The organism is Eubacterium sp. BIOML-A2 (assembly GCF_009680135.1).
In the GTDB taxonomy this organism is placed as follows: Bacteria; Bacillota; Clostridia; order Lachnospirales; family Lachnospiraceae; genus Faecalicatena; species Faecalicatena contortus_B.
In genome coordinates, this window is sequence record NZ_WKZK01000065.1 from 1 (window position 1) to 23904 (window position 23904).

General features: G+C 44.2%; 17 protein-coding genes. 12 read left to right on the forward strand and 5 right to left on the reverse strand.

Translation table 11 applies throughout. The features are described 5' to 3' along the window. Positions 1-323 precede the first annotated feature (323 nt). Positions 324-2567 (forward strand): alpha-galactosidase, encoded by a 2244-nt coding sequence (locus GKG43_RS19110; protein ID WP_055154999.1) that lies wholly within the window; start codon positions 324-326, stop codon positions 2565-2567. A gap of 21 nt (positions 2568-2588) precedes the next feature. Here GKG43_RS19110 and GKG43_RS19115 read toward each other — a convergent pair whose 3' ends face one another. Continuing rightward, positions 2589-3458, reverse strand: coding sequence for an AraC family transcriptional regulator (locus tag GKG43_RS19115; RefSeq protein WP_055155000.1), 870 nt, complete (start codon positions 3456-3458; stop codon positions 2589-2591). A gap of 316 nt (positions 3459-3774) precedes the next feature. On the opposite strand from GKG43_RS19115, the gene GKG43_RS19120 reads away from it, so the two are divergent. The 4 genes from GKG43_RS19120 to GKG43_RS19135 all read left to right on the forward strand — a co-directional run bounded on the left by GKG43_RS19120 (position 3775) and on the right by GKG43_RS19135 (position 9298). Further along, positions 3775-5931 (forward strand): LPXTG cell wall anchor domain-containing protein, encoded by a 2157-nt coding sequence (locus tag GKG43_RS19120; RefSeq protein WP_055155001.1) that lies wholly within the window; start codon positions 3775-3777, stop codon positions 5929-5931. 364 nt (positions 5932-6295) lie between these two features. Continuing rightward, on the forward strand, positions 6296-6991 hold the full coding sequence (gene vanR, locus GKG43_RS19125; protein WP_055155003.1) for a VanR-ABDEGLN family response regulator transcription factor: 696 nt from the start codon (positions 6296-6298) through the stop codon (positions 6989-6991). Beyond that, positions 6981-8129 carry a HAMP domain-containing sensor histidine kinase gene (locus GKG43_RS19130; RefSeq protein ID WP_242843785.1) on the forward strand — a complete coding sequence of 383 codons (1149 nt, stop codon included), beginning with the start codon at positions 6981-6983 and terminating at the stop codon, positions 8127-8129. Before vanR ends, GKG43_RS19130 begins: the two co-directional genes overlap by 11 nt. A 254-nt stretch (positions 8130-8383) precedes the next feature. After that, positions 8384-9298 (forward strand): serine hydrolase, encoded by a 915-nt coding sequence (locus GKG43_RS19135; RefSeq protein ID WP_243125874.1) that lies wholly within the window; start codon positions 8384-8386, stop codon positions 9296-9298. A 6-nt stretch (positions 9299-9304) separates the two neighbouring features. Here GKG43_RS19135 and ilvB read toward each other — a convergent pair whose 3' ends face one another. Both ilvB and GKG43_RS19145 read right to left on the reverse strand, forming a co-directional pair. Continuing rightward, a complete protein-coding gene (ilvB, locus tag GKG43_RS19140; RefSeq protein ID WP_129879668.1) occupies positions 9305-11026 on the reverse strand; it encodes a biosynthetic-type acetolactate synthase large subunit in 1722 nt (573 codons plus the stop codon). A 99-nt stretch (positions 11027-11125) separates the two neighbouring features. Continuing rightward, a complete protein-coding gene (locus GKG43_RS19145; RefSeq protein ID WP_330377746.1) occupies positions 11126-11713 on the reverse strand; it encodes a TetR/AcrR family transcriptional regulator in 588 nt (195 codons plus the stop codon). Positions 11714-12041: 328 nt separating this feature from the next. Between GKG43_RS19145 and GKG43_RS19150 the strand changes: the two genes are divergently transcribed. Both GKG43_RS19150 and GKG43_RS19155 read left to right on the forward strand, forming a co-directional pair. Continuing rightward, positions 12042-13670: a helix-turn-helix transcriptional regulator gene (locus tag GKG43_RS19150; protein WP_129879670.1), complete on the forward strand. Its 1629-nt coding sequence runs from the start codon at positions 12042-12044 to the stop codon at positions 13668-13670. After that, positions 13667-15841, forward strand: coding sequence for a hypothetical protein (locus tag GKG43_RS19155; protein WP_129879672.1), 2175 nt, complete (start codon positions 13667-13669; stop codon positions 15839-15841). The genes GKG43_RS19150 and GKG43_RS19155 overlap by 4 nt, the downstream gene beginning before the upstream one ends. A 50-nt stretch (positions 15842-15891) precedes the next feature. Here the strand turns inward: GKG43_RS19155 and GKG43_RS19160 are convergent, their stop codons facing one another. Continuing rightward, positions 15892-18450, reverse strand: coding sequence for a response regulator (locus GKG43_RS19160; protein WP_055155008.1), 2559 nt, complete (start codon positions 18448-18450; stop codon positions 15892-15894). A 36-nt stretch (positions 18451-18486) separates the two neighbouring features. After that, positions 18487-20112: a diguanylate cyclase gene (locus GKG43_RS19165; protein ID WP_050638947.1), complete on the reverse strand. Its 1626-nt coding sequence runs from the start codon at positions 20110-20112 to the stop codon at positions 18487-18489. A gap of 161 nt (positions 20113-20273) precedes the next feature. Between GKG43_RS19165 and GKG43_RS19170 the strand changes: the two genes are divergently transcribed. The 5 genes from GKG43_RS19170 to GKG43_RS19190 all read left to right on the forward strand — a co-directional run bounded on the left by GKG43_RS19170 (position 20274) and on the right by GKG43_RS19190 (position 23808). Next, positions 20274-21737 (forward strand): GntR family transcriptional regulator, encoded by a 1464-nt coding sequence (locus tag GKG43_RS19170; RefSeq protein WP_055155009.1) that lies wholly within the window; start codon positions 20274-20276, stop codon positions 21735-21737. Positions 21738-21829: 92 nt separating this feature from the next. Then, positions 21830-21904, forward strand: coding sequence for a helix-turn-helix domain-containing protein (locus GKG43_RS23770; RefSeq protein ID WP_347562129.1), 75 nt, complete (start codon positions 21830-21832; stop codon positions 21902-21904). A gap of 530 nt (positions 21905-22434) precedes the next feature. After that, positions 22435-22593 carry a zinc ribbon domain-containing protein gene (locus GKG43_RS23775; protein ID WP_334291955.1) on the forward strand — a complete coding sequence of 53 codons (159 nt, stop codon included), beginning with the start codon at positions 22435-22437 and terminating at the stop codon, positions 22591-22593. Positions 22594-22906: 313 nt separating this feature from the next. Further along, positions 22907-23182 carry an ATP-binding protein gene (locus tag GKG43_RS19185; RefSeq protein WP_082202704.1) on the forward strand — a complete coding sequence of 92 codons (276 nt, stop codon included), beginning with the start codon at positions 22907-22909 and terminating at the stop codon, positions 23180-23182. Continuing rightward, complete coding sequence (locus GKG43_RS19190; protein ID WP_050638944.1) at positions 23092-23808, forward strand: response regulator; 717 nt, start codon at positions 23092-23094, stop codon at positions 23806-23808. The genes GKG43_RS19185 and GKG43_RS19190 overlap by 91 nt, the downstream gene beginning before the upstream one ends. Positions 23809-23904 lie beyond the last annotated feature (96 nt).

Here is a 23904-nt window from a genome sequence, read left to right on the forward strand (position 1 = left end):
CAGAGGTGGAAGTGTGGCAACACATGGAGCTGACTGTTACTAATAGGTCGAGGGCATAACCAAGCAAGGTGATAGGATCATGGATGGATTTAATTCTTTGTATGCAGTTTTGAAGGTATATACATATGGAATGAAGAGACGGTACCAGAAGGTATCGTTTTTTTGTTGTGTTAAGCGTTGTTAAGTTTAGAATATTCAGAAAACGGTGCGCAAAGGGGTCTGACCCCTAAGAACAAACACTCACAATATATAAATCTAACAATTGGATAGGTCTGGCTCTGCAGCATATGCTATAATCTCAAAACAAAAGGAGGTTATGTTTTATGACAGCAAGTATTATTTTTCATGAGGATTCAAGAGAGTTTCATTTATGCAATGATAAGATAAGTTACATTATGACTATTCTAAAAAACGGTGAATTAGGACAACTTTATTTTGGAAAGACTTTGAGAGACCGGGAAAGTTTTGGGCACTTACTTGAATTGCAAAAGCGTCCCATGTCAGCGTGTGCTTTTCCGGGGGACCAGCGTTTCAGTATGGAACATATCCGACAGGAGTATCCATCATTTGGACATGGAGATATGAGATATCCGGCATATGAAATAGAACAGGTTAACGGGAGCCGGATTACGGAGTTTGTGTATCGGAGTCATAAGATTTACGCCGGGAAGCCGAAACTAGAGCAACTGCCTGCTACATATACAGAGTTAGATGAAGAGGCCCAGACGCTGGAGGTTGAACTTGAGGACAGCTTGATACGTACGAGGCTGGTACTTACTTATACGATCTATCGGGACTATCCCGTGATTACGAGGAACGCCAGATTTGAATGTGGTCTTCCGGAGGGAATCAGGCTGAACACTGCGATGAGTTTAAGCCTGGACCTTCCGGATATGGATTATGAAATGGTTGAGCTGACTGGTGCATGGTCAAGAGAACGGGCAGTCAGGAACAGGAAACTGGAGCATGGTATCCAGAGCATTTACAGTATGAGAGGGTGCAGCAGTAATAATTATAATCCATTTCTTGCTTTAAAAAGGCCTGGCACAGACGAAAATAGTGGTGAAGTATATGGGTTCAGCCTTGTATACAGCGGAAATTTTCTCGCACAGGCCGAAGTAGATACGTATCATGTGACAAGAGTACAGCTGGGAATACATCCAAGCGGTTTTCAATGGAGACTTCAGGACGGAGAGAGCTTTCAGACTCCGGAAGCAGTTATGGTCTATTCCGATGCGGGCCTTAATGGTATGAGCCAGACGTATCATGAACTATATCGGACAAGGCTGGCACGGGGAGTATGGCGTGACAGGGTGCGGCCTATCCTGATTAATAACTGGGAAGCTACTTACTTTAACTTTAATGAAGAAAAGATACTGGCATTGGCGAATACGGCTAAACAGCTGGGGATAGAGCTGTTTGTGCTTGATGACGGATGGTTTGGAAGGCGGGATGACGATACGTCTTCGTTGGGAGACTGGTATCCTGATAAAAGAAAACTTCCGGCTGGTGTAACCGGGATTGCGGAAAAAGTAAAGGCGCTGGGAATGGATTTTGGGCTGTGGTTTGAGCCGGAAATGGTAAATGAAGACAGCCAATTGTTTAAAATGCATCCCGACTGGGTACTGCAGACGCCAGGCAGGTACACATCCTATGGCAGGAATCAGATGGTTCTTGATTTTTCAAAAGTGGAAGTCGTTGACTACATTTATTCAATGATGGAAAAAATCCTGACCGAGGCGGATATTTCTTATATCAAGTGGGATATGAACCGTTGTATGACGGAGGTCTTTTCATCGGGGAAGAATGCAGACGAGCAAGGAAAAGTTTATCATCAGTATATACTCGGAGTGTACAGGCTGTATGAACGGCTGGTTGAAAAATTCCCTGAAGTTCTATTTGAATCCTGTGCAAGCGGCGGCGCCAGATTCGATCCAGGGATGCTCTATTACGCCCCTCAATGCTGGACTTCAGATGATACGGATGCAATGGAACGTCTTAAAATCCAATATGGAACATCCATGGTTTATCCTTTGAGCAGCATGGGATCTCATGTTTCGGCGATTCCAAATCATCAGCTGCATCGTAACGTTCCAATGGACAGCAGGGCAAATGTGGCCTATTTCGGCACCTTTGGATATGAACTGGATTTAAATGAACTAACAGAGGAAGAAAGAGACACCATAAAGGATCAGGTTCAATTTATGAAAAAGCACCGCAAGCTTATCCAGCAGGGTGATTTTTACCGTTTAATCAGCCCCTTTGAAGGGGACGGGAATGAAACAGCTTGGATGGTAGTTTCACCGGATCAAACGGAGGCGTTGCTGGGATATTACAGAGTACTTCAGGAAGTGAACGTAGGTTACCGCCGTCTCAGACTTCAGGGACTTGATGAGAATATGCTGTACCAGACAGAATGCGGTGAAAAGAGCGGCATATATTATGGGGATGAACTCCTTCGCGCAGGATGGAACCTCTCGGATGAATCCTGCGGCGAAGACAGCAGCTTTTATAATGGAGTAAATGGGGACTATCAATCACGTCTTTATTATTTTCATAAATATTAAACCTAAAGATTTCTGGAATTGCTAATAAGTATCATCTTCATGAGGATTCTTTGTACATATAGTGCGTGACGTAAGTTTATTTCTCCTGCGGTACTCACTGGGGGTTAATGAGGTTACCTGTCGGAAGGCTTTTGTAAAAGCCAGTTCGCTGGTATATCCACAGGAAAATGCAATATTCCTGATTAGATGATCGGTATTTGCAAGTAGTTCAGAAGCCTTGGTAATCCTATATTTTTTCAAAAACTGCTGCGGAGAGAAATGCACATTTTTTTGAAACAGGGTGGACAGGTAGCAGCGGTTTAATGAAACATAGTCTGCAATTTGCTGTACCGTAATCGGAGACTGATAATTCACCTTAATAAATTCGATTGCTTTGGCAATGTACTGGCTTTCCGTGTGCTGCTCACTTGGCTTATATACGCCTGGTGATTTAGCCAGATAAGAAAAAAATTGATATAGAAGTCCCTGATTATAGAGTTCGTTACTGTAATCTGCGTCATAATGTTCCAACATATCCAGGATGATATCACGCAGCTCCTGGACGTAAGGACAGGCGATGACAGGGGTTTCCGGCGAAAGGCCGCAGAGGGAGAGATGGTGTTTCACCATGTCTCCTTCTACTGCAATCCAGAGATAAGTCCAGGGCTCTTTTTCGTCCGCCTGGTAGAAGGTCAGATCTCCGGGACAGATAAGAAACCCCTGTCCTTTTTGGATACGGTGGCAGACATTACCCGCAAAAAACTGCCCCTTTCCTTCCAGACAGAAATGAAATAAATGATATTCCCTCATTGCAGGGCCAAAGGAGTAGGAGGGACTGCAGGCCTGACATCCACAGAACAGAGGATAAAAATGTCGGTTATTATGAATTTCTAATTGGGTAAATGTGTACATTTGCGGGGGATCTCCTTTCATAAGCCAATCAGCATAAGCTCTAAAAAATGGCGGTTAATGCATGCGGATTCGTTATCTATTCAATAAATATAAATGCTGCAGCTTGTCTGCAGCATAGATTTTTTATGCTTATCTTAACCTGTCTGCAACCTACTGTCAAGCAAATACATAACGGAGCGCAAAGAGGTCTGACCCCTATGGAGAATTTAAGCAAATATTAATTTATTTATTGGAGAATTCTGATATAATATAATAAAGAGTCCCTTTGTCTGGCATTATTCGCATTCAAACACAATCTCAAAAGGAGGTGGATTTTATGAAATGGAAGGGTAAAAGAGGATTGGCTTTACTGTTAACTTTTGTTTTGATAGGCGCCGCAGGGATACTTCCTGCATTTCCAGTATCGGCAGAGACTGTAAATGTGACGCAGGATACCGGTGTACAGAAACCAGAAGTAATAGAAAAGACAACAGATCGTATTAAGCTGCGAACAGAACAAGACTATGAATATGCCATAGAGACCGAGAAAAACAATGCCAGGATATGGAAGTGGGCGGAGGCGGGACAGTATGATAAGGCAAGCAGAACGGTTGTGTTTACCGGGCTGCAGCCCGGAACACAATACAGTTTTGCATGTCGGCATACCGGAGAAGATGTTATATTATATCAAAATACGGCTGCAACAAATGTAATTGCTGGGAATGTGGTTACGGATACTCCCCAGAACCAGCCGCCTGATCCACCTGAAAATATGGCTGCTCAACCAGATGAAACGCAGAAACTGACGGACAGTAATCAGAATTCAGAGGTGGGAGAAGAGAAGCAGAGTCCGATGGATGAGCCACAGAATTTGGCAAATGATACAGAAATAACATCGGAAGGTACAAAAGATACTCCTGAGGCTAATAAGCAGGTGCCTGATGATACTAAAAAGGAAACAAATAACAGTCAGAATTTTTCAGATGCTATTAAAAAGCCGGTAAATGAAAAACGGAGCAAAGTCGAGGCAAAAGCTCCGGCGCCATCGCTTACAGCTCCGGAGGCACCAATCGTTAAAGAAGTAAAAGATACAGAGATCACATTGGAACTCCCCAAGAATGCGGATCCTAAGTATAAATATGAATTCAGTATTAATGGAACAGATTATCAGACAGATCCCCAATTTGATAAGCTGACGCCAGATACCCCCTATAAGTGTTATCTCAGGATTGCAGCAGGTAAATATGAAGATGTAACTTACCCCGCAAGCGACAGCAGTATACCAGCTGATGTCAGGACAAAGAAATCTGCGCCAGATAAACCGGCATATGCTCCGGAAGTGACAGACAGAACGAATACGAGCGTATCGTTAAAAGTACCGGATAAGGAGAAAGACCCGGATAGTATGGAATTCGGGATGTTGGGTACCGGGACAGACGTTGAATGGAATACCATGGGTGTATTTGACAACCTGACTCCGGGTACAGAATATCAATTTGTTATGCGCTGCAATGTAGATGAAAAGGTACAGATGCAGGGGGAGAATAGTGACATACTCCGTGTGGCAACATTACAGAACGCAGCAGCAGCGGCTTTGGCACCAAAGATTTTGAAACGTTCCGATACTTCTATTGTGCTTAGGGCAGCTGATAAGCTGGAGTATGGTATGCGAATGGCAGACGGTACAATCAGCTGGCAGGAAAATGCGGAATTTGACGGGCTGGAGCCAGATACGGAGTATCAATTTGTAACACGTGCTAAATATGATCCTGATAAAGCCATGGAAAGCCTTCCCAGTGAAACGGTAAAATATAGGACCGCGATAAGTTCTGATGGGGCAAAGATAACCGGAATCGAACAAGGCGGTACCTATGAGGCAGAAACTGTCTGGACTGCTACAGCAGTCGGTGTTGGTATGGAAAATACTTCTCCTGCAGCGGGAGATACCAGATGGGTGCCAAAGACTTGGACCTGGGGCGGAGCAATAAAAAGCTGGGAGAATCCTCCATATACGGTTAAATTCAAATGCACAAGGCTTGGAAGTTACGAACTGACGGCAGGATTTCAACTGGAAGAGTATACCGGTAATGGCTGGGAAGAAACTGAATATACAAAATCAGTTAGCACATCTTTTAATATAATTGAGAAAAAGGTTACCGTATATACCATTACAGCGGAGGCCGGGGCAAATGGTAAGATAGATCCGAATGGCAGAGTGGATGTGGAGCAGGGAAAGAACTGCGAATTTACATTTACCCCATATAAGGGCTACCGTGTGGCAAAGGTTCTGGTAGACGGCAGAGAGGTGACCGTGAAGAATAACCGGTATACGTTTACAGACATCCAGGATAATCATAAGATATCTGTTACATTTGAGAAAGACAAACGCACACCGAAGACTGGGGATAATACTCAGTTTGTATTAATTCTTGGCGCCTTCCTGATATCAGGACTGGCCGTATTAATGCTGGCATACCGGAAGAGGAAACGTTAGGCAAGCAGATGGGTGGAGATCGTGAGGGAGGAATCATGGAAAAGTAGAAAAACTATCATAACATCATTACTCCCGCCTGTTCCTCTCCGTCCTATCAAACCCGATCCACTGCACCGGCCCCTCCCGCGTGGAAGCGCATAGCCTGAAGACGGCAAAGACGCAGGGGCGGCCCGGAAATGCCCTAAATGTTTCTTCACAAAGCGGCTGCCTTCTGAACCACCCACGGCATTTCCGGGCCGCCCCTGCGTCTTTGCCGTCTTCAGGCGTCCCCCCTTGCGTCTTCATATTTTCCTAAGAATTTTATAAAAGAATATTTATTTGAAGATTTTATAATTTACTTAGCTTGCGATGGAGGAGGATATGTATGAGGGAGAAAATCTTAATAGTAGATGATGAGAAGGAGATTGCGGATTTGGTGGAGTGCTATCTGCAGAATGAGGATTTTATCATTTATAAGTATTATGATTCCAGGGAGGCCTGGGAGTGTATTGTAAAGGAGCCGCCGGATCTGGCTGTTATGGATGTGATGATGCCGGAGATTGACGGCTTTACTCTTTGCAGGCAGATCAGGGAGCGGTATCATTTTCCGGTGATTATGCTGACGGCGAAGGGGGATGAGATTGATAAGATTACCGGACTTACGCTGGGGGCAGATGACTATATTGCAAAGCCCTTTTTGCCTCTGGAGATGGTGGCGCGTGTGAAGGCGCAGCTGAGGCGCTATAAAAGATACAATCAGGGGGCTGAGCGGGATGATTCTGTGATACTGGTATCGGGGCTTATGCTGAATGTGAAGACTCATAAATGTACCTTAAATGAGGAGCCTTTGCCGCTGACGCCGACGGAGTTTGATATTCTGCGCATTCTCTGTGAGAAAAAGGGGGAGGTCGTGAGCGCGGAGAGTCTTTTCAGGCAGATATGGGCGGATGAGTATTATGTGAAGAATAATAACACGGTTACGGTTCATATCCGGCACCTGCGGGAGAAGATGAAGGACTCTTTTGAAAAGCCAAGATATATTAAGACCGTCTGGGGGTGCGGATATAAAATTGAAGGATAAAGAAAAGAATATGAAAAGACTGGCCGAAACGGCGGCTTTATTACTTCTGGTACTGGCCGCCTGTTTTGGTATTTATTATTTTGTGGACTATATCTGGAATGGCAGCTTTGTGAACTGGTTCCAGGATAATTATATGTGGACCCGGATGGGAACGGATCATCTGTCAGGTCAGGATATGCTGATAACTGAGGTGAACTGGCCTAAATTTAAGATGCTCATTCTGACGTCTGTCTGCGTTGCGGCGGTGGTCTGCCTGTTTCTGGTGCGGGGGATTTCTGCCTTTTACGGCCGGAAAATGGCAGGTCAGGCTGTGGTAAAATCCAGTCAGATGATTCATTCCTTTATGGAGCATGAAGTAGAGGCCGATCTGGTGTTTCCTCCCGAATATGCACAGCTTGCGGTTCAGATGTCACAGATTAAGACGAGGATAGAGCGCAATACCCGTGTGATTAAGGAGGAGGAAAAACGTAAAAATGATATGATCACGTATCTGGCCCACGATCTCAAGACGCCGCTGACATCCGTTATCGGCTATTTAAGCATGCTGGATGAGGCAAAAGATATGCCGCAGGCGCAGCGGGAAAAATACACCAGGATTGTTTTTGAAAAAGCTCTGCAGCTGGAAGGGCTGATTCAGGAGTTTTTTGATATTACAAGGTATAACCTGAATCAGATTGTGCTGGAAAAAGAGACGCTGGATCTGTCCTATCTGCTTGTACAGCTGGCCGATGAGTTCTACCCGATTCTTCAGCAGGGAGACAACCGGATCGAGCTTGAAACTGGGCAGGAGATTCTGGTCTATGGAGATGCCGTAAAGCTGGCGAGAGTGTTTCAGAATGTTCTGAAGAATGCCGTGTCTTACAGTTATCCGGGAACCGCAATCGTTATCCGGACCGAGACAGAAGGGGACTATGTGAAGATTTTTATACAAAACAAAGGGAAGACCATACCGAAAGAAAAGCTCCCATATATTTTTGAAAAATTCTACCGGACGGATGAGGCGCGTTCCGGAAATACAGGAGGTGCAGGGCTTGGACTTGCAATTGCCAGAGAAATTATCATTCTGCATGAAGGAGATATCCATGCAAAAAGCGAGGGGGAATTGACCACTTTTGTTATAAGTATCCCCTGCCTGTGAAAACGATTAACTAGCTAAAGAAATGCAATAGTATATTATAATAAACGAATATTAACTTTTCTTAGGAAATTATCAATAGTAAGTTAAATTATCTAACATCGGGATTTTGTATAATTTTCTTAGAAAGGCAGGGATTTTAATTGGACAGAAAACAATACGAAAAAGACTCAAGATATCAAACTGAAAGAAATAAGATACAGCTAAGCTCAAAGAATCAGCGAAAAAAAAGAAGACGTATGAAATATCTAAGGAGGATGCTGTTTTTACTGGTTCTTCTGGTACTGCTGATATTAGCGGCTGCAGCGGTGCTGTCCATAATAAGAAGGCAGGAACCGGGCATACACGTAGATAACAGTACGCTGCATTCAGAGAACATCAGCATGGACAAGCTGAACAGCCCGAATGCAATATTGACAGAACTGAAGTCCGGGGAAACCATAGCCCAGAGGGGTGCAGATGACCGGATCTATCCAGCGTCACTGACCAAGATTATGACAGCATTAGTGGCGATTGAAAATATTTCTGATCTCGATGAGACAATGACCAGCCCATACGATTTTTACCAGTATCTTTATCAGATGGATGCATCAATGGCTGGTTTTGAACCAGGCGAAACCGCGAAGGCCAGGGACTATATATATGGTGTCATACTTGCATCGGGGGCGGAGTGCTGCCTGACTCTGGCAGAGGCAGTTTCGGGATCAGAGCAGGGCTTTGTGGACCTGATGAATCAAAAAGCGGCCGAACTTGGGATGGATGACACACATTTCAGCAATACGACCGGACTTCAGGATGCAGAACATTATACAACGGTCCGGGATCTGTCCCTCCTGCTTGACAGTGCACTGAAAAATGCAGAGTTTCGGGAAGTATTTACATCCAGAAGTTATACGGTGCAGCCTACGAATGTGCATCCGGAAGGGTTCACCATAGGGAGTACTTTGTTTGAAAACGCCGGGAATACCGGTCTTAAAAACGGCGAGATCCTGGGCGGCAAGACCGGTTACACGGATGAGGCTGGTTTATGTCTGGCAAGCCTGGCGGAGGTAGACGGAGAAGAGTATATCCTGGTCACCGCACATGCTCCGGGATCCCATGAGACAGAGCAGTATCACATTCTGGATGCAATAACTGTTTATAATGAACTCGCTGATGCCGTGCGGGACTGACTCTGCTTATCCAGGATATACTATCATATCATCCAAAGCATTTCCGGGAGGCACAATTGGAAGAACGTTTTCTTCCCTTTCAATTATAAATTCGATGAGGACAGGCGCAGCCGTGGACCTTCCGGCATCTGTAAGCGCCGGAAGAATCTCTTCTTCACGGGTTACGCGGATTCCTTTTGCTCCATAGCTTTCCGCCAGCTTTATAAAGTCCGGAGTATATACGGGACAGTGTTCAGACGGGGCAGAGCAGGCAGAGGGACAGCTTTTTCTATAACGCATACATGTGCCGGAATACCTTTTTCCAAAAAACATTTCCTGCCATTGTCTTACATTGCCCAGATATCCGTTATTCAAGACACAAATAATAAGCGGCAGTTCATAAGCTACGGCTGTTGCCATTTCCTGAATGTTCATCTGCAGGCCGCCGTCTCCGGTTATCAGTACGACCCTGGTGTCTGGATTCCCGATCCTGGCACCGACCGCGGCTGGCAATCCATATCCCATTGTGCCGAGTCCCCCGGATGTTAGCATCTTCTTTTTATCATTCAGCTCCAGATACTGGGCAGCCCATAATTGATTCTGCCCTACATCGGTGGCTATAATCAACTTTTGAAAGGTACTGTTAATGGTCCGGATAATTTTTGCGGGTGTGATACCGTTTCCCTTCATCACAAGAGGGTGCTCTTTCTGCCATGTGCGGATCTGCCGGATCCAGTTTTCAAGCGGCAGATTTACAGCCCGTCTGGTAAATGCACGGATTGCTGAACCGGCATCAGCCAGGATTGGGAGATCCGCGGGGATATTTCTGGATATGACCGAAGAATCGATATCCACATGAATAATCGAGGCATTTGGCGCAAATTCTTCGGGCCTGCCCGTGATGCGGTCATTAAAGCGGGTGCCGATCGAAAAGAGCACATCACAGCTGCTGACAGCCATATTCGCGGCGTAGGAGCCGTGAATGCCGAGATTGCCGGCATAGAGCCCGTGCGTTGTTGGAATTGAGCCTCTTCCCATAATCGTGGTGACGGCTGGAACGCCTGTTATCTCGGCAAGATGCTGCATGTCTTTTTCAGCCCGGCTGATATGAACGCCGCCTCCGATCAGGAATAATGGCCTTTGGGCACGGGATAAGAGCGTCATGGCCTTATCTGCCAGCTCCTCAGAGATGGGACATTCAGACCGGAGGCTGCAGGCTGCATGGCCTTGATCGTATCTGCTGTCCCCTAATTCGCGCTGGATATCTTTTGGAAGATCCACTACAGCGACTCCGGGTTTACCTGTTCTGGCAATATGGAATGCTTTTTGGATGGCTGCTCCCAGATCTTCCCGTTTTTTTACTGTTACAGCATATTTGCAGACGCTGGAAGTCATGCTGACAATGTCAACCTCCTGAAAAGCATCTTTCCCTAAAAGGCAGCGGGGCACTTGTCCGGTGAAGCAGACAAGCGGTACACTGTCATAATTGGCTGTGGCGATTCCGGTGACCAGATTCGCTGCTCCCGGCCCGCTTGTCACGAGGCAGACCCCCACGTTCCCTGTGGAACGGGCGTATCCGTCAGCGGCATGGATCAGCCCCTGCTCATGTCTTGGTACAATTAGTTCGATTGTATCTTCCCCGTAAAGGGCATCAAACATATCAATCGCCTGCCCGCCGGGATAGGCAAATACAGTGCTCACATGTTCGGCTTTCAGCGCTTTTACAAATAATCCGGCTCCTGTTATCATAAGTTTATACCTCCTTAAATGCATGTACTTGCTTGCATGATTTTTATATAAAATGGTACTGCCGATACAGTACCACTGTCAGTTCTTCACGGATCCGTTTTAAGAAAGCCCTTTTACAAATACGGATACGCTATTTTTTACAAATGTTTCCGGGCTTATCTCTGTCAGTTTATTATCAAAAGAGGCTTTTAAAAATGTATAGCCAAAGGTTGCGGAGAAAACAGTCATTGCCATGCCCTCAAAATCTGCATGCGGTATCTTTCCTAATGCCTCCATCTTGTTCAAATAATCGACAAGAGTCGATACAAAGGCCTGAGGGATCTTCAGAATCATCGGGGCAGTCTCTTCATAGAGCTGGGGCGCCCTCAGTCCGATAGACAGATTAACAAAGTCCGGGGTGATTCTGTCCATATAGGCCTTCATGAACATTTCCAGGTCGGGCTGCAGTTCCCATACCACATTCTGAAAGATATCCGGGGTAACATTGGCCCGCCATTTTTCCTGTTCTATCCCACTCATGACAATGTCTTTTTTACTTTTAAACTTCCTGAATAAGGTGCATTCATTCACACCGGCCATATGCGCGATATCCTTTGTTGTAGTTGCAACATATCCTTTATCGCGGATCAGGGACATGGTTGCATCAATTATTTTCTGCCTGGTTTCATCCAATTTTCTTTCCTCCATGCAAGTGCTTGCTATCATTTTATGCCCATACATGCAGTTTGTCAACAGTATTTTGCAGTTCTACCCACCGTAGACCGGGTAGAACTGCCCGTGTATTGTAAATTCTGGGGTTTCTGGTATGATTATGATTAAGAAAACAATAGGCTAGTACAGAAGTGCATGAATCTTTCAGTAATATGTGCCTGATATCTGCGTCAGAGGTGTGCCTGCTTTCGCGACGGCGTAGTGGTTCCTACGTCTAGCGAAAGCAGGTGCAGCTATGGCGTAGAGAGCAGGTGCTTATTGCTGAATTATTAGTGCACTACTGTACTAGGTTGGGAGGCACGAGATGGAAAATAAGACGGGACAATTGATTGCCAGAAGAAGAAAAGAGATCGGACTGACACAAAAAGAACTGGCTGAGCGGCTGGGGGTGACGAATAAGGCTGTATCCAAATGGGAAACAGGCGGAGGAATGCCGGATGTCAGTGTACTGGAAACGCTGGCTGACGCGCTGGAGGTCAGTGTAGACGAACTGCTGAGAGGGGAAAGAGAGACCGGGCAGGTGCTGCTGCCGCCGGTTCCAAAAATGAAAAGAGGGCGTCAGATCATGGGAGCAGTTACAGGCATCCTGGCCCTTGCCGTTTTTGCTCTTCAGATGTTCTACCTTATCGTAGGAAGAACGCAGCATTTTGAGTACATAATAGATATTCTGTTCTATATCGTAAATGGGTTTATTATCGTGATGGCAACTGTCAGTCTTGGCATGCTTGTGCGTAAGAAATGGATCAGGAATATCGGCCTGGCAGCAGGCGGCATCCTTTTTTTAACGAATTTCGCGTATGGGTTCCATTCGGGAGGAGGGCAGTCGTCTGTGATCAGCGTATCACCGGATCTGAAACACATGGCAGTACTGAAATACGAAGAGGAAGCAGGCAGAGTCACAACCTATCTGAATCAGAGGCTCTGTTTTGCCAAAGTATCTGACCAGTTTCCTTATACCGCAGACAGGGAGATGAAGCTGCAGTGGCTGGCTGATGATGTCTGTGCGGTAACCTACACTTCTCCCGACGATGGAAACGTGCACCAGTATGTTCTGACTTACGGGGATAGAGGGAATGGGATTACCTCGGATTATGTGTACACGGTGATCACCGGAAAATGGGCCGGAATCGGTAAAAATCTGGCAGACTGGGAGATCGAAAGAGGAATAGACGGCATCACGATACGCGCTGCCTCACAGACTGAAGAGACCTACACATTCGATGAATGTGTACAGTTCGGAACTCTGGCGGTTGCCCTGTGCCGTAATGGGCTTCCACAGTGGACACTTGTTCTGGATGAGGGCTGTGTAATAGGGAAAAACAATTTTCTGGAAAAAGGAGGAACCATCACATTATGCAGAGTGACTATGGATAAATCGGCCCCCATGCAGTTCTATCAAACCCAGGCGCCGGTAGTCTTTGACACCGAATATGAGCCTATGGACAAAACAGAGAGGGGAAAAGATCTGCAAAAAGAGATGAAATCGATCTTAAAAGAGGATCCTGCACTGACAAATTATGACGCAGATATTTATGGAAGTGCCAAAGTCGTGACTGATTCGGAAGATATTTTCTGGATTGCAAGATGCGCTATGGAGGAAAATGATAAACGGCAGGCAGTGAATGGAATCGATGTAAGCAGACAGATTGAGCATATGGAACTGATGGCAGGCGACAGATTTGACTATCTCATGAAAATCAATTCACGGGATATGTATATAGATCCAAACCATCCGGCAGAAAAATCTGAGACCGAGGGGGAAACTACATATCGGATTATGAAAGGAGAAGGGGCATACCTGGCATTTCAGGTGAGTTATGGCACAGACGGAAGTGTGGGACTCGATCCTCCGGCTATGAAAAAAGAAATCGATACAAGAGAAAAGAAAGAATATAGTTACTATGTGCCGGGAGAAAAGGAGGACACCCCATGATAGCAGAGCAAATAAAAGAAGAGTATACAAAAGAATGGTTTGTCTACGATACTGTGCCTCAGAATCTCAGGAAGAGGGACGAAATATTAAACCAAAAGAGAGGAATATGGGCAGGTCCCCTTACCAGCCTTGGGATCATATTGATTTACTTTCTGCTGTTTGCCTGGCTGATACCAAAGGAGCACTTTCAAATACGCTATATTCTTCTGCTGGCTGTCATATCAGAAGTACTGCTGACTGCTGTGGTAAGGATATCCGTCAGTCTGCAGAAAAGCAGTATAGAAGCCAGGATAAAGGAATTCGAAGAGAAAAGTTTAAAAGGACAATTTAACACAGAGTATATTCTGATCCGGTACTTCTCAGGCGCACAGGAGTGTTACTATTATAATGACCTTCCGGACGTGGAGGAAAATGCAGATGCGTTTCAGATCACCGGGCCTGACAGGGAACTGAGACTGGACAAAAGGTATCTCTCCAGAGATGATATTTTGTATGTGAGGAATCAGATGGCGCATTACTGCAGAATTTTTCGGGAATATGAAGAAAAGCAGGGCGGGGAAAAAGTGGAACTGAAGATTTTGCATACAAGAGACATCAATAGAAATAAACGCGCACGAAAGAAAAATGATCTGCTTCTTTCTCTAAAGTATAACAGAGGCCGCGGCTACAGCGAGTGGAGAAGGCATATACTGGGCGCGTTTCTCACATCACTGTTCTGCATGTGCGTTTTTCTGCCGGATAATTATAACGTGTTTCTCAGAATCGTTGTGGCGGCGCTTGTACTGTTCAGGCTGTTTGTAAAAGTATTTCCTTATATCACGGTGAGTATAAAGCTGCGGGGAAAGAAGAGCGTGGACCAAACCGATATTATAATCAATGAGAACGGTATAGAGTTCCTGCAGGGGAATAAGAGAATCCGTCAAACTTATGAATCGGTGAAAGAAATAAGAGAAGAAGAATCTTCCTTTTATGTGGGCCGGGTGTATTTCTGGAAAGATAGTATGACTACAGAGGAAATCAGCGCGGTTCGGAATATCTTAAAAAAATATGGCCGGGGAAAGTATCAATATATTGTAAAAGAAGGAACATCTGCCTGGAAAGAGGACCTGAAAACAGCGATAGTTCCATTTGCTTTATTGGTTTTGGGGGTATTTATGTTTGTTTACAGAGACTGGATGATAGATGCCGGAAAGGTATCCGGTATCTATCAGAGGAACAGCTATGAAGGGTATATTCAGGATCCGGACAGCAGCTCCCTGGAGTCTGATACGGAAGTGGAAGGAAACGGCGGTGAGGAAGGGCAGAGCGCAGAAACAACGAACGGAACACAGGAAAATAAGGATTCTGTCTTTGTCTCTGCACCAGACAAGAGTTCCTTACATTTGTCATCCAGAGAACTGAGACTGGATGAATGTTATTCTGATAATACGGTAAATCAGGAAAGCCGTTTCTTTATAGAAAATGGAACGTTATTCGGAATCTCTGCCAACAGGCATGGGGAGCTGGGGATTGGCAATACGGAATCCGATCTAACGGCCAAAGGATTCTACCGAATAACGGAACTGGCGCCGGACGTGCAACATGTGGCTCAGGGAAGTGAGTTTATGGTCTATCTGAACAATAATGACGAACTATGGGGGGCAGGCAATCTGCCGGGTACCGGCCAGTCCCTGACGCCGGCTTTGATTATGGAAGACGTGGCGTTTGCAGACTGCAGTGAATACGGCCTTGTCATCCTGAAAAATGATGGAACGGTCTGGTGTATGGGAAGTCTCCTGGACTCAGCAGGAAATCCGGTGGTATCATGGGACGGGGCCGTCCAGGTAGCAGATCATGCCAGATATGTCACCGCCGGATGTTACGCTATGGCTGCCATAAGAGAAGATGATTCCCTTTGGATGTGGGGGGATAACCGGCACGGGCAGTGCGGCGGTTCTGAAGCAGAGGCGGATACACTGGCAGACCCTAAAAAAGTAAGAGACGGGGTGAAAGCCGTGTGGATCGACCGGCTGGCCTACAGAGACTATGAAGAATACCCTCTCTATGGCGCGGAACAAGCCCGGGAATATATGGATCACTGCACATATATACAGCAGACCGACGGGCAGATGTATGCCTGTGGTATGTCAATAGGGGGAAGCGGATTCGTGGCGGTGGTGGTGGGCGGCTAGGAGGACTCCAGGCCGCTTTCGGACCGGACACGCGCTTTTTAGGGCTGGATTTATATGTAATATCTTTTTAATAAGCGGGTCAATTCTACAATGTCGATCGGCTTTGCTATATGGGCATTCATACCGCACTCCAGGCAATGCTGTATGTCGTCTGAAAAAGTATCTGCACTCATGGCAATAATTGGAACGGATAGGGCATCAGGGCGATTTAGTCCCCGAATTGCTTTTGCTGCCTCATATCCTGTCATATGCGGCATTCGTATGTCCATCAGAATAAAATCGTAATAACCTTCTGGTGATTTTTGAAACTTATCCAGGCATATTTGTCCATCTTCTGCCCAATCCAGCTTCACGCCCAAGTCGGACAACAATTCACTTGCAACTTCCCAGTTAAGCTCATTGTCCTCGGCAAGCAGAATACGGCGTCCGGATAGATCCATATTGGGGCTTATTGTCTGGTCATGTTCCGTTTCAACGTCCATATACTGACGCAAAGAATGATACAGCGTAGATTTAAAAAGCGGTTTGGCAATAAAGCCACTGATACCCGCTTCACGGGCCTCGGCTTCAAATTCACTCCAGTCGTATGCAGAAATCAGCAGAATCGGCACTTCATCTCCCAGATTGCGCCGGATTTCTTTTGCAGCCTGAATTCCATTCATGCCAGGCAGTTTCCAATCTAATAGTATAATTTGATAATCCTCTTTCTTATTGTGGTGTTGGTTTACTAATTCTATGGCCTTTTCACCGCTTAATGTCCATTCAGCTTTAATCCCGATGGATTTTAGAGCGTCTATGGCTGTCTTACATAATAATTCGTCATCATCAACCACCAGCATTTTCCAAGGGGGAAGAACCATATCCATTTCCATTGCAGCCGCTTTTTCAAAATCAAACATGAGAAGAAATTCTGTCCCTTTATCAGGCTCGCTTTGTATATCAATGGTTCCATCCATTGCGTCCACAATGTACTTTGTAATCGCCATTCCCAAACCGGCGCCCTCAGTTTTATGTATTCTGGCTCCATCCGCCCGGCTATAGGATTCATATATCCTCTTCAAAAAATCTGGCGTCATACCAATTCCATTATCCTTGACCTTGATATGAATTCGGACATAGTTTTCTCCTTTCGGAGATTTTTCCTCAGAAAGCGATAAAAGTATCGAACCGCCCTCTGGTGTATACTTAGTTGCATTCGATAAAAGATTCAGCAAAACCTGATTCAAGCGTACGCTATCGCACCACACATTTTCTGTTAAGATATTTTCTACGTGTATGTCAAAATTTTGCTTTTTTGTCTTAATCTGTGGCTGCATAATGTTAACAATGCCTTCAACAACTTCCTTTAATGAAATTTGCTCTGTTGTTAAAGTTAACTTACCGCTTTCAATTTTAGACATATCCAAAACATCATTAATCAGCCCCAATAGATGTTTACTCGACAATGTGATTTTTCTAAGGCAGTTCTGCACCTGCTTCCGGTCATCTATGTGGGCGGTTGCAATCGCGGTCATTCCTACGATTGCATTCATAGGGGTACGGATATCATGGCTCATATTTGCTAAAAATTCACTTTTGGCTTTGTTCGCTTCAAGAGCCGCCTGCCGGGCCTTCTCCAATTCATGCAGCTGAGAACGGGTTATGGAGAAATACCGGAGAAAAATCAATGTCAGAATGATTAAAACAGAAGCACAGGACAATAATGTCATGAACATACGCTGGCTGCTCAGATTGTTTATGGCATCATCCAATATACTATAAGGCATTACCGATACTAAATACCATTCAGAATAGGGCAATGATATACCATAAATTTGCCGTTCTTCACCATTTACTTCAAATGTTGTAGCATATTCTTCATGATTTTTTAATGCAGCGCTAAATTTCTCAATAGAATTTTCTACAGATGATTCATTTGCCGGGGATTTAAGCTGCTTCTGCAGTTGTTCAAAGAAATGCGACAACTCAGTGTTAGGGTTTTGTATCACAAAACTACCGTCTGGCCTGATAATATGATAATACATCAGCTGCTCTTCATCCTCTAAGGAAAGGAAACCGGTGATATAATCCAGCGGAACGGCTGCAATGAGTCCGGTGCACCTATCACCATTGTACATAGGATAAGCAGCATCAACTCCAAACAATACCACTTCATTTCCAGCAGAATCAACGCCTACAGCAACTCTTTGTTCCCCTTGTAATAATGCTTCTACAAAAGGTTCCGGGTTAAGCGGCTGAATGGATTGTCCATAGAGTGTCTGAAAATCCCCATCGGCAGAACAAAGTGCTAGATAGTCAAAACCCCTGACCTGTGCTCTGTAAATAAGCTCCCTATATAGCTCATCTTGACTGTTTTTATCTGTTGAGACAACGGAAACAATGCCGCTGACCTGATCAAAACGCAGTTTAATGACAGTTTCAAAGTGCCTGGACATTTGTTCATTCATTCCGGACATATAAATTTTACCAATATCGTAAACTGCCTGTTTACTCTTTCGACTCATATAAATTCCGAGCAGACTGAAAATAATAATACTAAAGATCAAAAGTCCAATAAAACTGCATATAAGAAAGTGTGTTGTAGGATTCTTCTTTTGATTGTTTCTCATTGATGTTATTCCTCCTTTTTAGATGTTGTCCTCTTTCTAGTCCAGAGTGCATATAGTCACTTGGTTTTTTGTGTTTTTTGACTGATACATCATAATGTCTGCAGCTTTGAAAAGTTTTTTTGCAGTTCCAGTTCCATATGCTCCACCTATACTAACAGACATATGTAGTTCGGGATGATCATCAATTATCAGACGATCAACAGAGTGCCTGATCCTTTCCAGTTTTTTTCCAAATATATCTGCAGGTATACTGTAAAATATAATTACAAATTCATCGCCGCCGTAACGGATCACGGCATCAGTTTTTCGTACACAGGATAAAACGGTTTGTGCAATGTTTTGCAACACGGTATCGCCTACATCGTGGCCATAATTATCATTGATCTGCTTAAAATTATCTACATCAATTACGACCATCGCTTGAATATCATTTGCGCCTTTAAAATGCTCGTCATAATAACGTCGGTTATAGACCGTGGTTAACGAATCAATATATAATAATTGCAGGTGCCGCTGTTTGCTCGACAGGAAGGTGTATTTTTCATATGAAAACAACCTATCGTAGTCTATTTTACTTCTTATATTCTGACTATTTTTAGTCTCTTGTTCAGGTGAGGTATCCAAAAGCTCACTTTCAAGTGTATCCGCGATTTCTTGAAGGCATAATAAAAGTGTAGGATTAAAGGCACCACATTGTCCTTCTAAAATCATTTTCAAAGCTTCTTCATGTAAATAAGCTTTCTTATAGCATCGCTTACTGGTCAGGGCATCGTATACATCGGCCAGCGCAACTACCTGGGCAGCTATAGGAATTTTTTCTCCCACTAATCCATCAGGATATCCCTTTCCATCGTACCTTTCGTGGTGCCATCGACAAATCTCAGAAGCTACTTTGACAAGCGGAGCTTCCTGCTGCTCAATGGGCAGGTCTAATAGCATATTGGCGCCGACCATCGAGTGAGTTTTTATCACGTCAAACTCCTCCTCCGTAAGGCGTCCGGGTTTGTTCAATATTTCATCTGAAATTGAGATTTTCCCAATATCATGCAGCGCGGAAGCGGTACTGATTAAAGAAATATCAGCTTTGGACAAAGGATACTGATCCGTACGCTGAACCAGCTGCTTTAGCAAATATTTTGTAATAGTGTTAACATGCAGTATATGTAAGCCGCTCTCCCCATTACGGAATTCTACAATATGAGACAGGATTGAAATCATCAGCTTATTATTTTTTTCCTGCTCGTGAAATTGTTCTGCGATAATTTTCTCAAGACGATGCTGCCGTGCATATAAAAACATCGTATTAGAAATACGGCGCTGGATAATGGTCGAATCAAAAGGACGGCTGATATAGTCAAAAGCCCCCAAGTCATAAGCCCGTTTTATATTCGCGGGGGAGTCATCAGCAGAAATCATAATAACTGCGAAAGTATCATTCCAGTGATATTTGTTTATATGGGTCAATACTTCAAATCCATCCATTTCAGGCATCATTATGTCCAGAAGAAGAAGTGAGAAATCTGCTTTTTGACTTGAAAGGAGCGAAATTGCTTCTACACCATTACAAGCCTCCACCACATCATATTGTTCTTCGAGGATATCTGCCAAAAGAGCGCGATTCATTTCTGAATCGTCTACGATTAAAATTTTTTGTTTTTCCATGATACCGAAACTCTTTTCTCATAATTTTACGGTTTTATTATAAATGTTAGCTTGCATACTGGCAACACCCATATTGGTAAGGTGTACATATAGGTTGGGGCGATTTGATACTGACAAGAACGGTTCTTCATGATATAATTCAGACAGACAGGAGACAAATTATGAAACCACAAGAAACAAAATTTACATTTGTATATAACGAAATTAAGCAGTGTATTTTGGAGGGCCAGATACTTCATGGAAGTGCCTTACCGTCTTCAAGGATGTTTTGCGACCAGTTTCATGTAAGCAGATATACTATTAACCGTGTCTTTGACGCATTGCGGGAGGAAGGGCTGGTAGAAATTCAGCCTCGTCTTGCACCAATCGTTGTTTCAAAAAAAGATACTCCTAATCAGTCAAATACGGTTTTCGAAATTTTAAGACATAAGGAAAGTATTTTACAGGTGTATCAGACTTTTTCTCTCATACTGCCTTCACTGCTGGTTTTTGCTTTGCAGGGGTGCGATGTAGAGATAATGCCTCACTATAAACAGGCTATAAGAGTATTGCGTTTGGGAAGTTCTGCTGGTGGATGGCGCCCTCCATCTAAATTGGGATATGATATACTAAGAATAGGCGGCAATCCTTTATTCAGCGAACTCTATTCCACATTTGGCCTTTACAATAAGCTTACATTTTTTACAGAAGATTGTCCCTATTTTTCAAAGCACTTTCCACAGGGGTCTGTATCTGTAACCAGTGTGATAATAGATGTATTAAAAGGCGATGATCCACTCACAAAGTACAACCAGTTATCAAATATGTACCAAATGCTAACGGATTACATTGAGAGTACACTAAATTACTTGTCGGACACGACGCCGAAATGTCCTCCACAAACGGGTATGCCGTTTTCGTGGAATCCCATGCGTGGTCAGGATTATTATTACTCAAAAATTGTTGATGAGTTGAATCGAAAAATTGGCCTTGGAGAATATTCTGTTGGAATGTATCTTCCATATGAAAAACAGCTGGCCAGCCAGTACAGTGTCTCTTTATCGACAGTCAGAAAGGCACTGTCAGAACTCGAGCAAAGAGGTTTTGTAAAAACATTAAATGGGAAAGGCACTATGGTTATAGAACCGGATGACACGAAGCTTTATCAGCTGGCTCTTAATTCCGGATATGTAGAAAAGGCATTACGTTACCTTCATGCCCTGCAGTTAATGGTAATAATTATACGACCGGCTGCTTTAGCTGCGGCTCCGCAGTTTACCAGAGCAGAACTGGATGAGTTAGCAGACAGATTTAGTTCCTCAAATTCTATTTATTTAGCAGTTATTTTAGAAGCAATAATGAAACACACCACTTTAAAACCTTTATACGTTATATTATCTGAAACCAATCATCTTCTTGAATGGGGACATCATTTTGCATATTATCCGTCCAAGAGACATACGCTTTCACGTCTCAATAAGCAAGTCATTACAGCGTTTCAGCAGTTAAGTAAAGGGAATGCGAGTTCCTTTGCAGATAGCATCGCGGATTGTTACCGTTACAACTTGGTTTGTATGAGGAAGCATATGGTAGAAAAATATAAGTTTCATAGTGCAGCCAGTGTTCGGATTCCAGAAAAATACTAGCCGCGGTCAATGATTACATTGGAAGAATGGAACCATGACATAGATCATATCCATGTGATGTTCGTTGTATATTGAAAGTCAGGGTGAGAAGAGTGAACGCTGCATACAAGTTTCGCATTTATCCAAATGAAGAACAGAGAACAATGATTGCTAAAACCATCGGATGATGCCGCTTTGTCTATGATCATATGCTTGCAGACAAGATTGCCTATTACGAAGAGCAGAAAGCCATGCTCCATAATACACCCGCATCCTATAAGAGGCAGTTTCCATTCTTGAAGGAAGTGGATGCACTGGCACTTGCTAATACACAGTTACATTTGGAAAGAGCATATAAGAATTTCTTCCGAAGAAAAGAAAGTGGGTTCCCGAAGTTCAAATCCAAGCATCGGGGGACAAAGGCTTATACAACAAATGTGGTAAATGGGAACATTAAATTATCCGGGAGACACTTGAAACTTCCCAAACTCACACCCATCCGTATCCGGATACATAGGGACATTCCAGATGGCTATATTCTGAAATCAGTTACCGTAAGCTGTGAAGCATCCGGCAGCTATTATGCAAGCCTGCTGTTTCAGTATGAAAACCAAGTAGTGGAGCAACAGGGGCATTTGGAAAAGGTAGTGGGGATTGACTTTCCCATTGCCAAAAAGGAAGCAGGAACTATGGGAAACAAAAGCGGAAAGTTGGAAAAGTGCATGAGAAGATCCGGAATCAGAGAAAGGATTTCCAGCATAAGCTAAGAAGCTTGTCAGACAGAGTCTATATCTGTGAATGTGGAAACAGAATGGACCGTGATGTAAATGCTGCCATAAATATACGCAGAGAGGGAATGAAAATTTTATGTGCGTAATGCACAAAGCGAATAAAAACAAACCGCGGGACACGCGGGGATAGCTTTTTAAAATAATGCACAATGACGGTCTGATTCCCGCTTGCTAAGGGGATTTTCAAATTTTATACTGAGAGGTAGGCGGGAATAACATATGGAGCAAATGCAGGCTGAAAAGCAGCGCAGGGAAAGAAAATGGGAAAATTCGGAGAAGTCTTTAAAAATAATCGTCTAAGAACGGTATTATATGGGATATTGCCGGAACTTCCGGTGTTTCCGCTGTCCCTTGTGATGTCGGGGACGGCGTGCTTGCTGAGAGGCTGTATCGGGACAGATCAGCCTGTCTGCCCAAACAGAGGACGAGACGTTGCTTCTTTCTGTTACCGATGACGGATGCGGAATGGACGAGGACACGCAGCAGTACATCTGGGGAGCCGGATTTTCTACGAAATACGATAAAGAGACTGGGGCGATGTCCACGGGAATCGGTCTCTGCCATGTGGCAAATAGCCGGATATTGTGCTTCTGGATCTGCTTCTGCCTGGAAAAGACGGCATTCATGTACTTGAAGAGCTTTTGCAGGGGGGATTTACGGGAAAGGTTATCATGATTTCCCAGGTGGACGATGAAGCCATGATGGAAAAGGCATATGAGAGAGGGATTATGTTTTATATCAGCAAGCCGCTGAATGCCATAGAAGTTATCAGTGTGATTTCTAATGTTGCGAAGCTGGTAAGCCTGCAAAAATCTATGGAGACTATACAGGGGGCGCTCATGGGGATTCAGGAGGCGCCGCCCGTCAGCAAGGGCATGCTTGGTGACCGGTTCCAAAAAATATGCACTGATATCGGGATCTGGGGAATGAAGGGAATTGATGAGCTGAAAACGATTGTGTTCACTGTGATGGAGTTTCAGAAAAAGGAAAAGAGTTATCAGATAAAAGAAGTATATGAAAAAGTTGCAGGAGAGATGTACGGGGAGGAACAGCTCCAGTTGAATAAAAAGGCGCTTGAGCAGAGGATCCGAAGAATTATGCAGAAGGCTCTGGATAATATTGCGCAGATGGGGGCGGAGGACTACTATGATCCCATATTTGCAGATTATGCCAATTTACTGTTTGACTTTGGGCAGGTTCGGATCAAAATGAGAAATCTAAAAGATCAGTCTGTGGAGCCGGGAAGAATCAGCTCGAAAAAGTTTATCGAAGGATTTCTCCTGCGGATGACTGCACAATAGCAGTAAATAAATTTATTGGAAATGCCGCCAATATTTTACTTTTTTTGCCGGACAGGCCATGCTATAATACCTGACAAGCATTCATGAGGAGGAAAT

Coding starts and splice junctions, on each gene's coding strand:
- GKG43_RS19165 (WP_050638947.1), bottom strand. CDS start 20,112: ATGGAAAAACAAAAAATTTTAATCGTAGACGATTCAGAAATGAATCGC.
- vanR (WP_055155003.1), top strand. CDS start 6,296: ATGAGGGAGAAAATCTTAATAGTAGATGATGAGAAGGAGATTGCGGAT.
- GKG43_RS19150 (WP_129879670.1), top strand. CDS start 12,042: ATGGAAAATAAGACGGGACAATTGATTGCCAGAAGAAGAAAAGAGATC.
- GKG43_RS19115 (WP_055155000.1), bottom strand. CDS start 3,458: ATGTACACATTTACCCAATTAGAAATTCATAATAACCGACATTTTTAT.
- GKG43_RS19110 (WP_055154999.1), top strand. CDS start 324: ATGACAGCAAGTATTATTTTTCATGAGGATTCAAGAGAGTTTCATTTA.
- GKG43_RS19145 (WP_330377746.1), bottom strand. CDS start 11,713: ATGGAGGAAAGAAAATTGGATGAAACCAGGCAGAAAATAATTGATGCA.
- GKG43_RS19135 (WP_243125874.1), top strand. CDS start 8,384: ATGCTGTTTTTACTGGTTCTTCTGGTACTGCTGATATTAGCGGCTGCA.
- GKG43_RS19120 (WP_055155001.1), top strand. CDS start 3,775: ATGAAATGGAAGGGTAAAAGAGGATTGGCTTTACTGTTAACTTTTGTT.
- GKG43_RS19170 (WP_055155009.1), top strand. CDS start 20,274: ATGAAACCACAAGAAACAAAATTTACATTTGTATATAACGAAATTAAG.
- GKG43_RS19155 (WP_129879672.1), top strand. CDS start 13,667: ATGATAGCAGAGCAAATAAAAGAAGAGTATACAAAAGAATGGTTTGTC.
- ilvB (WP_129879668.1), bottom strand. CDS start 11,026: ATGATAACAGGAGCCGGATTATTTGTAAAAGCGCTGAAAGCCGAACAT.
- GKG43_RS19160 (WP_055155008.1), bottom strand. CDS start 18,450: ATGAGAAACAATCAAAAGAAGAATCCTACAACACACTTTCTTATATGC.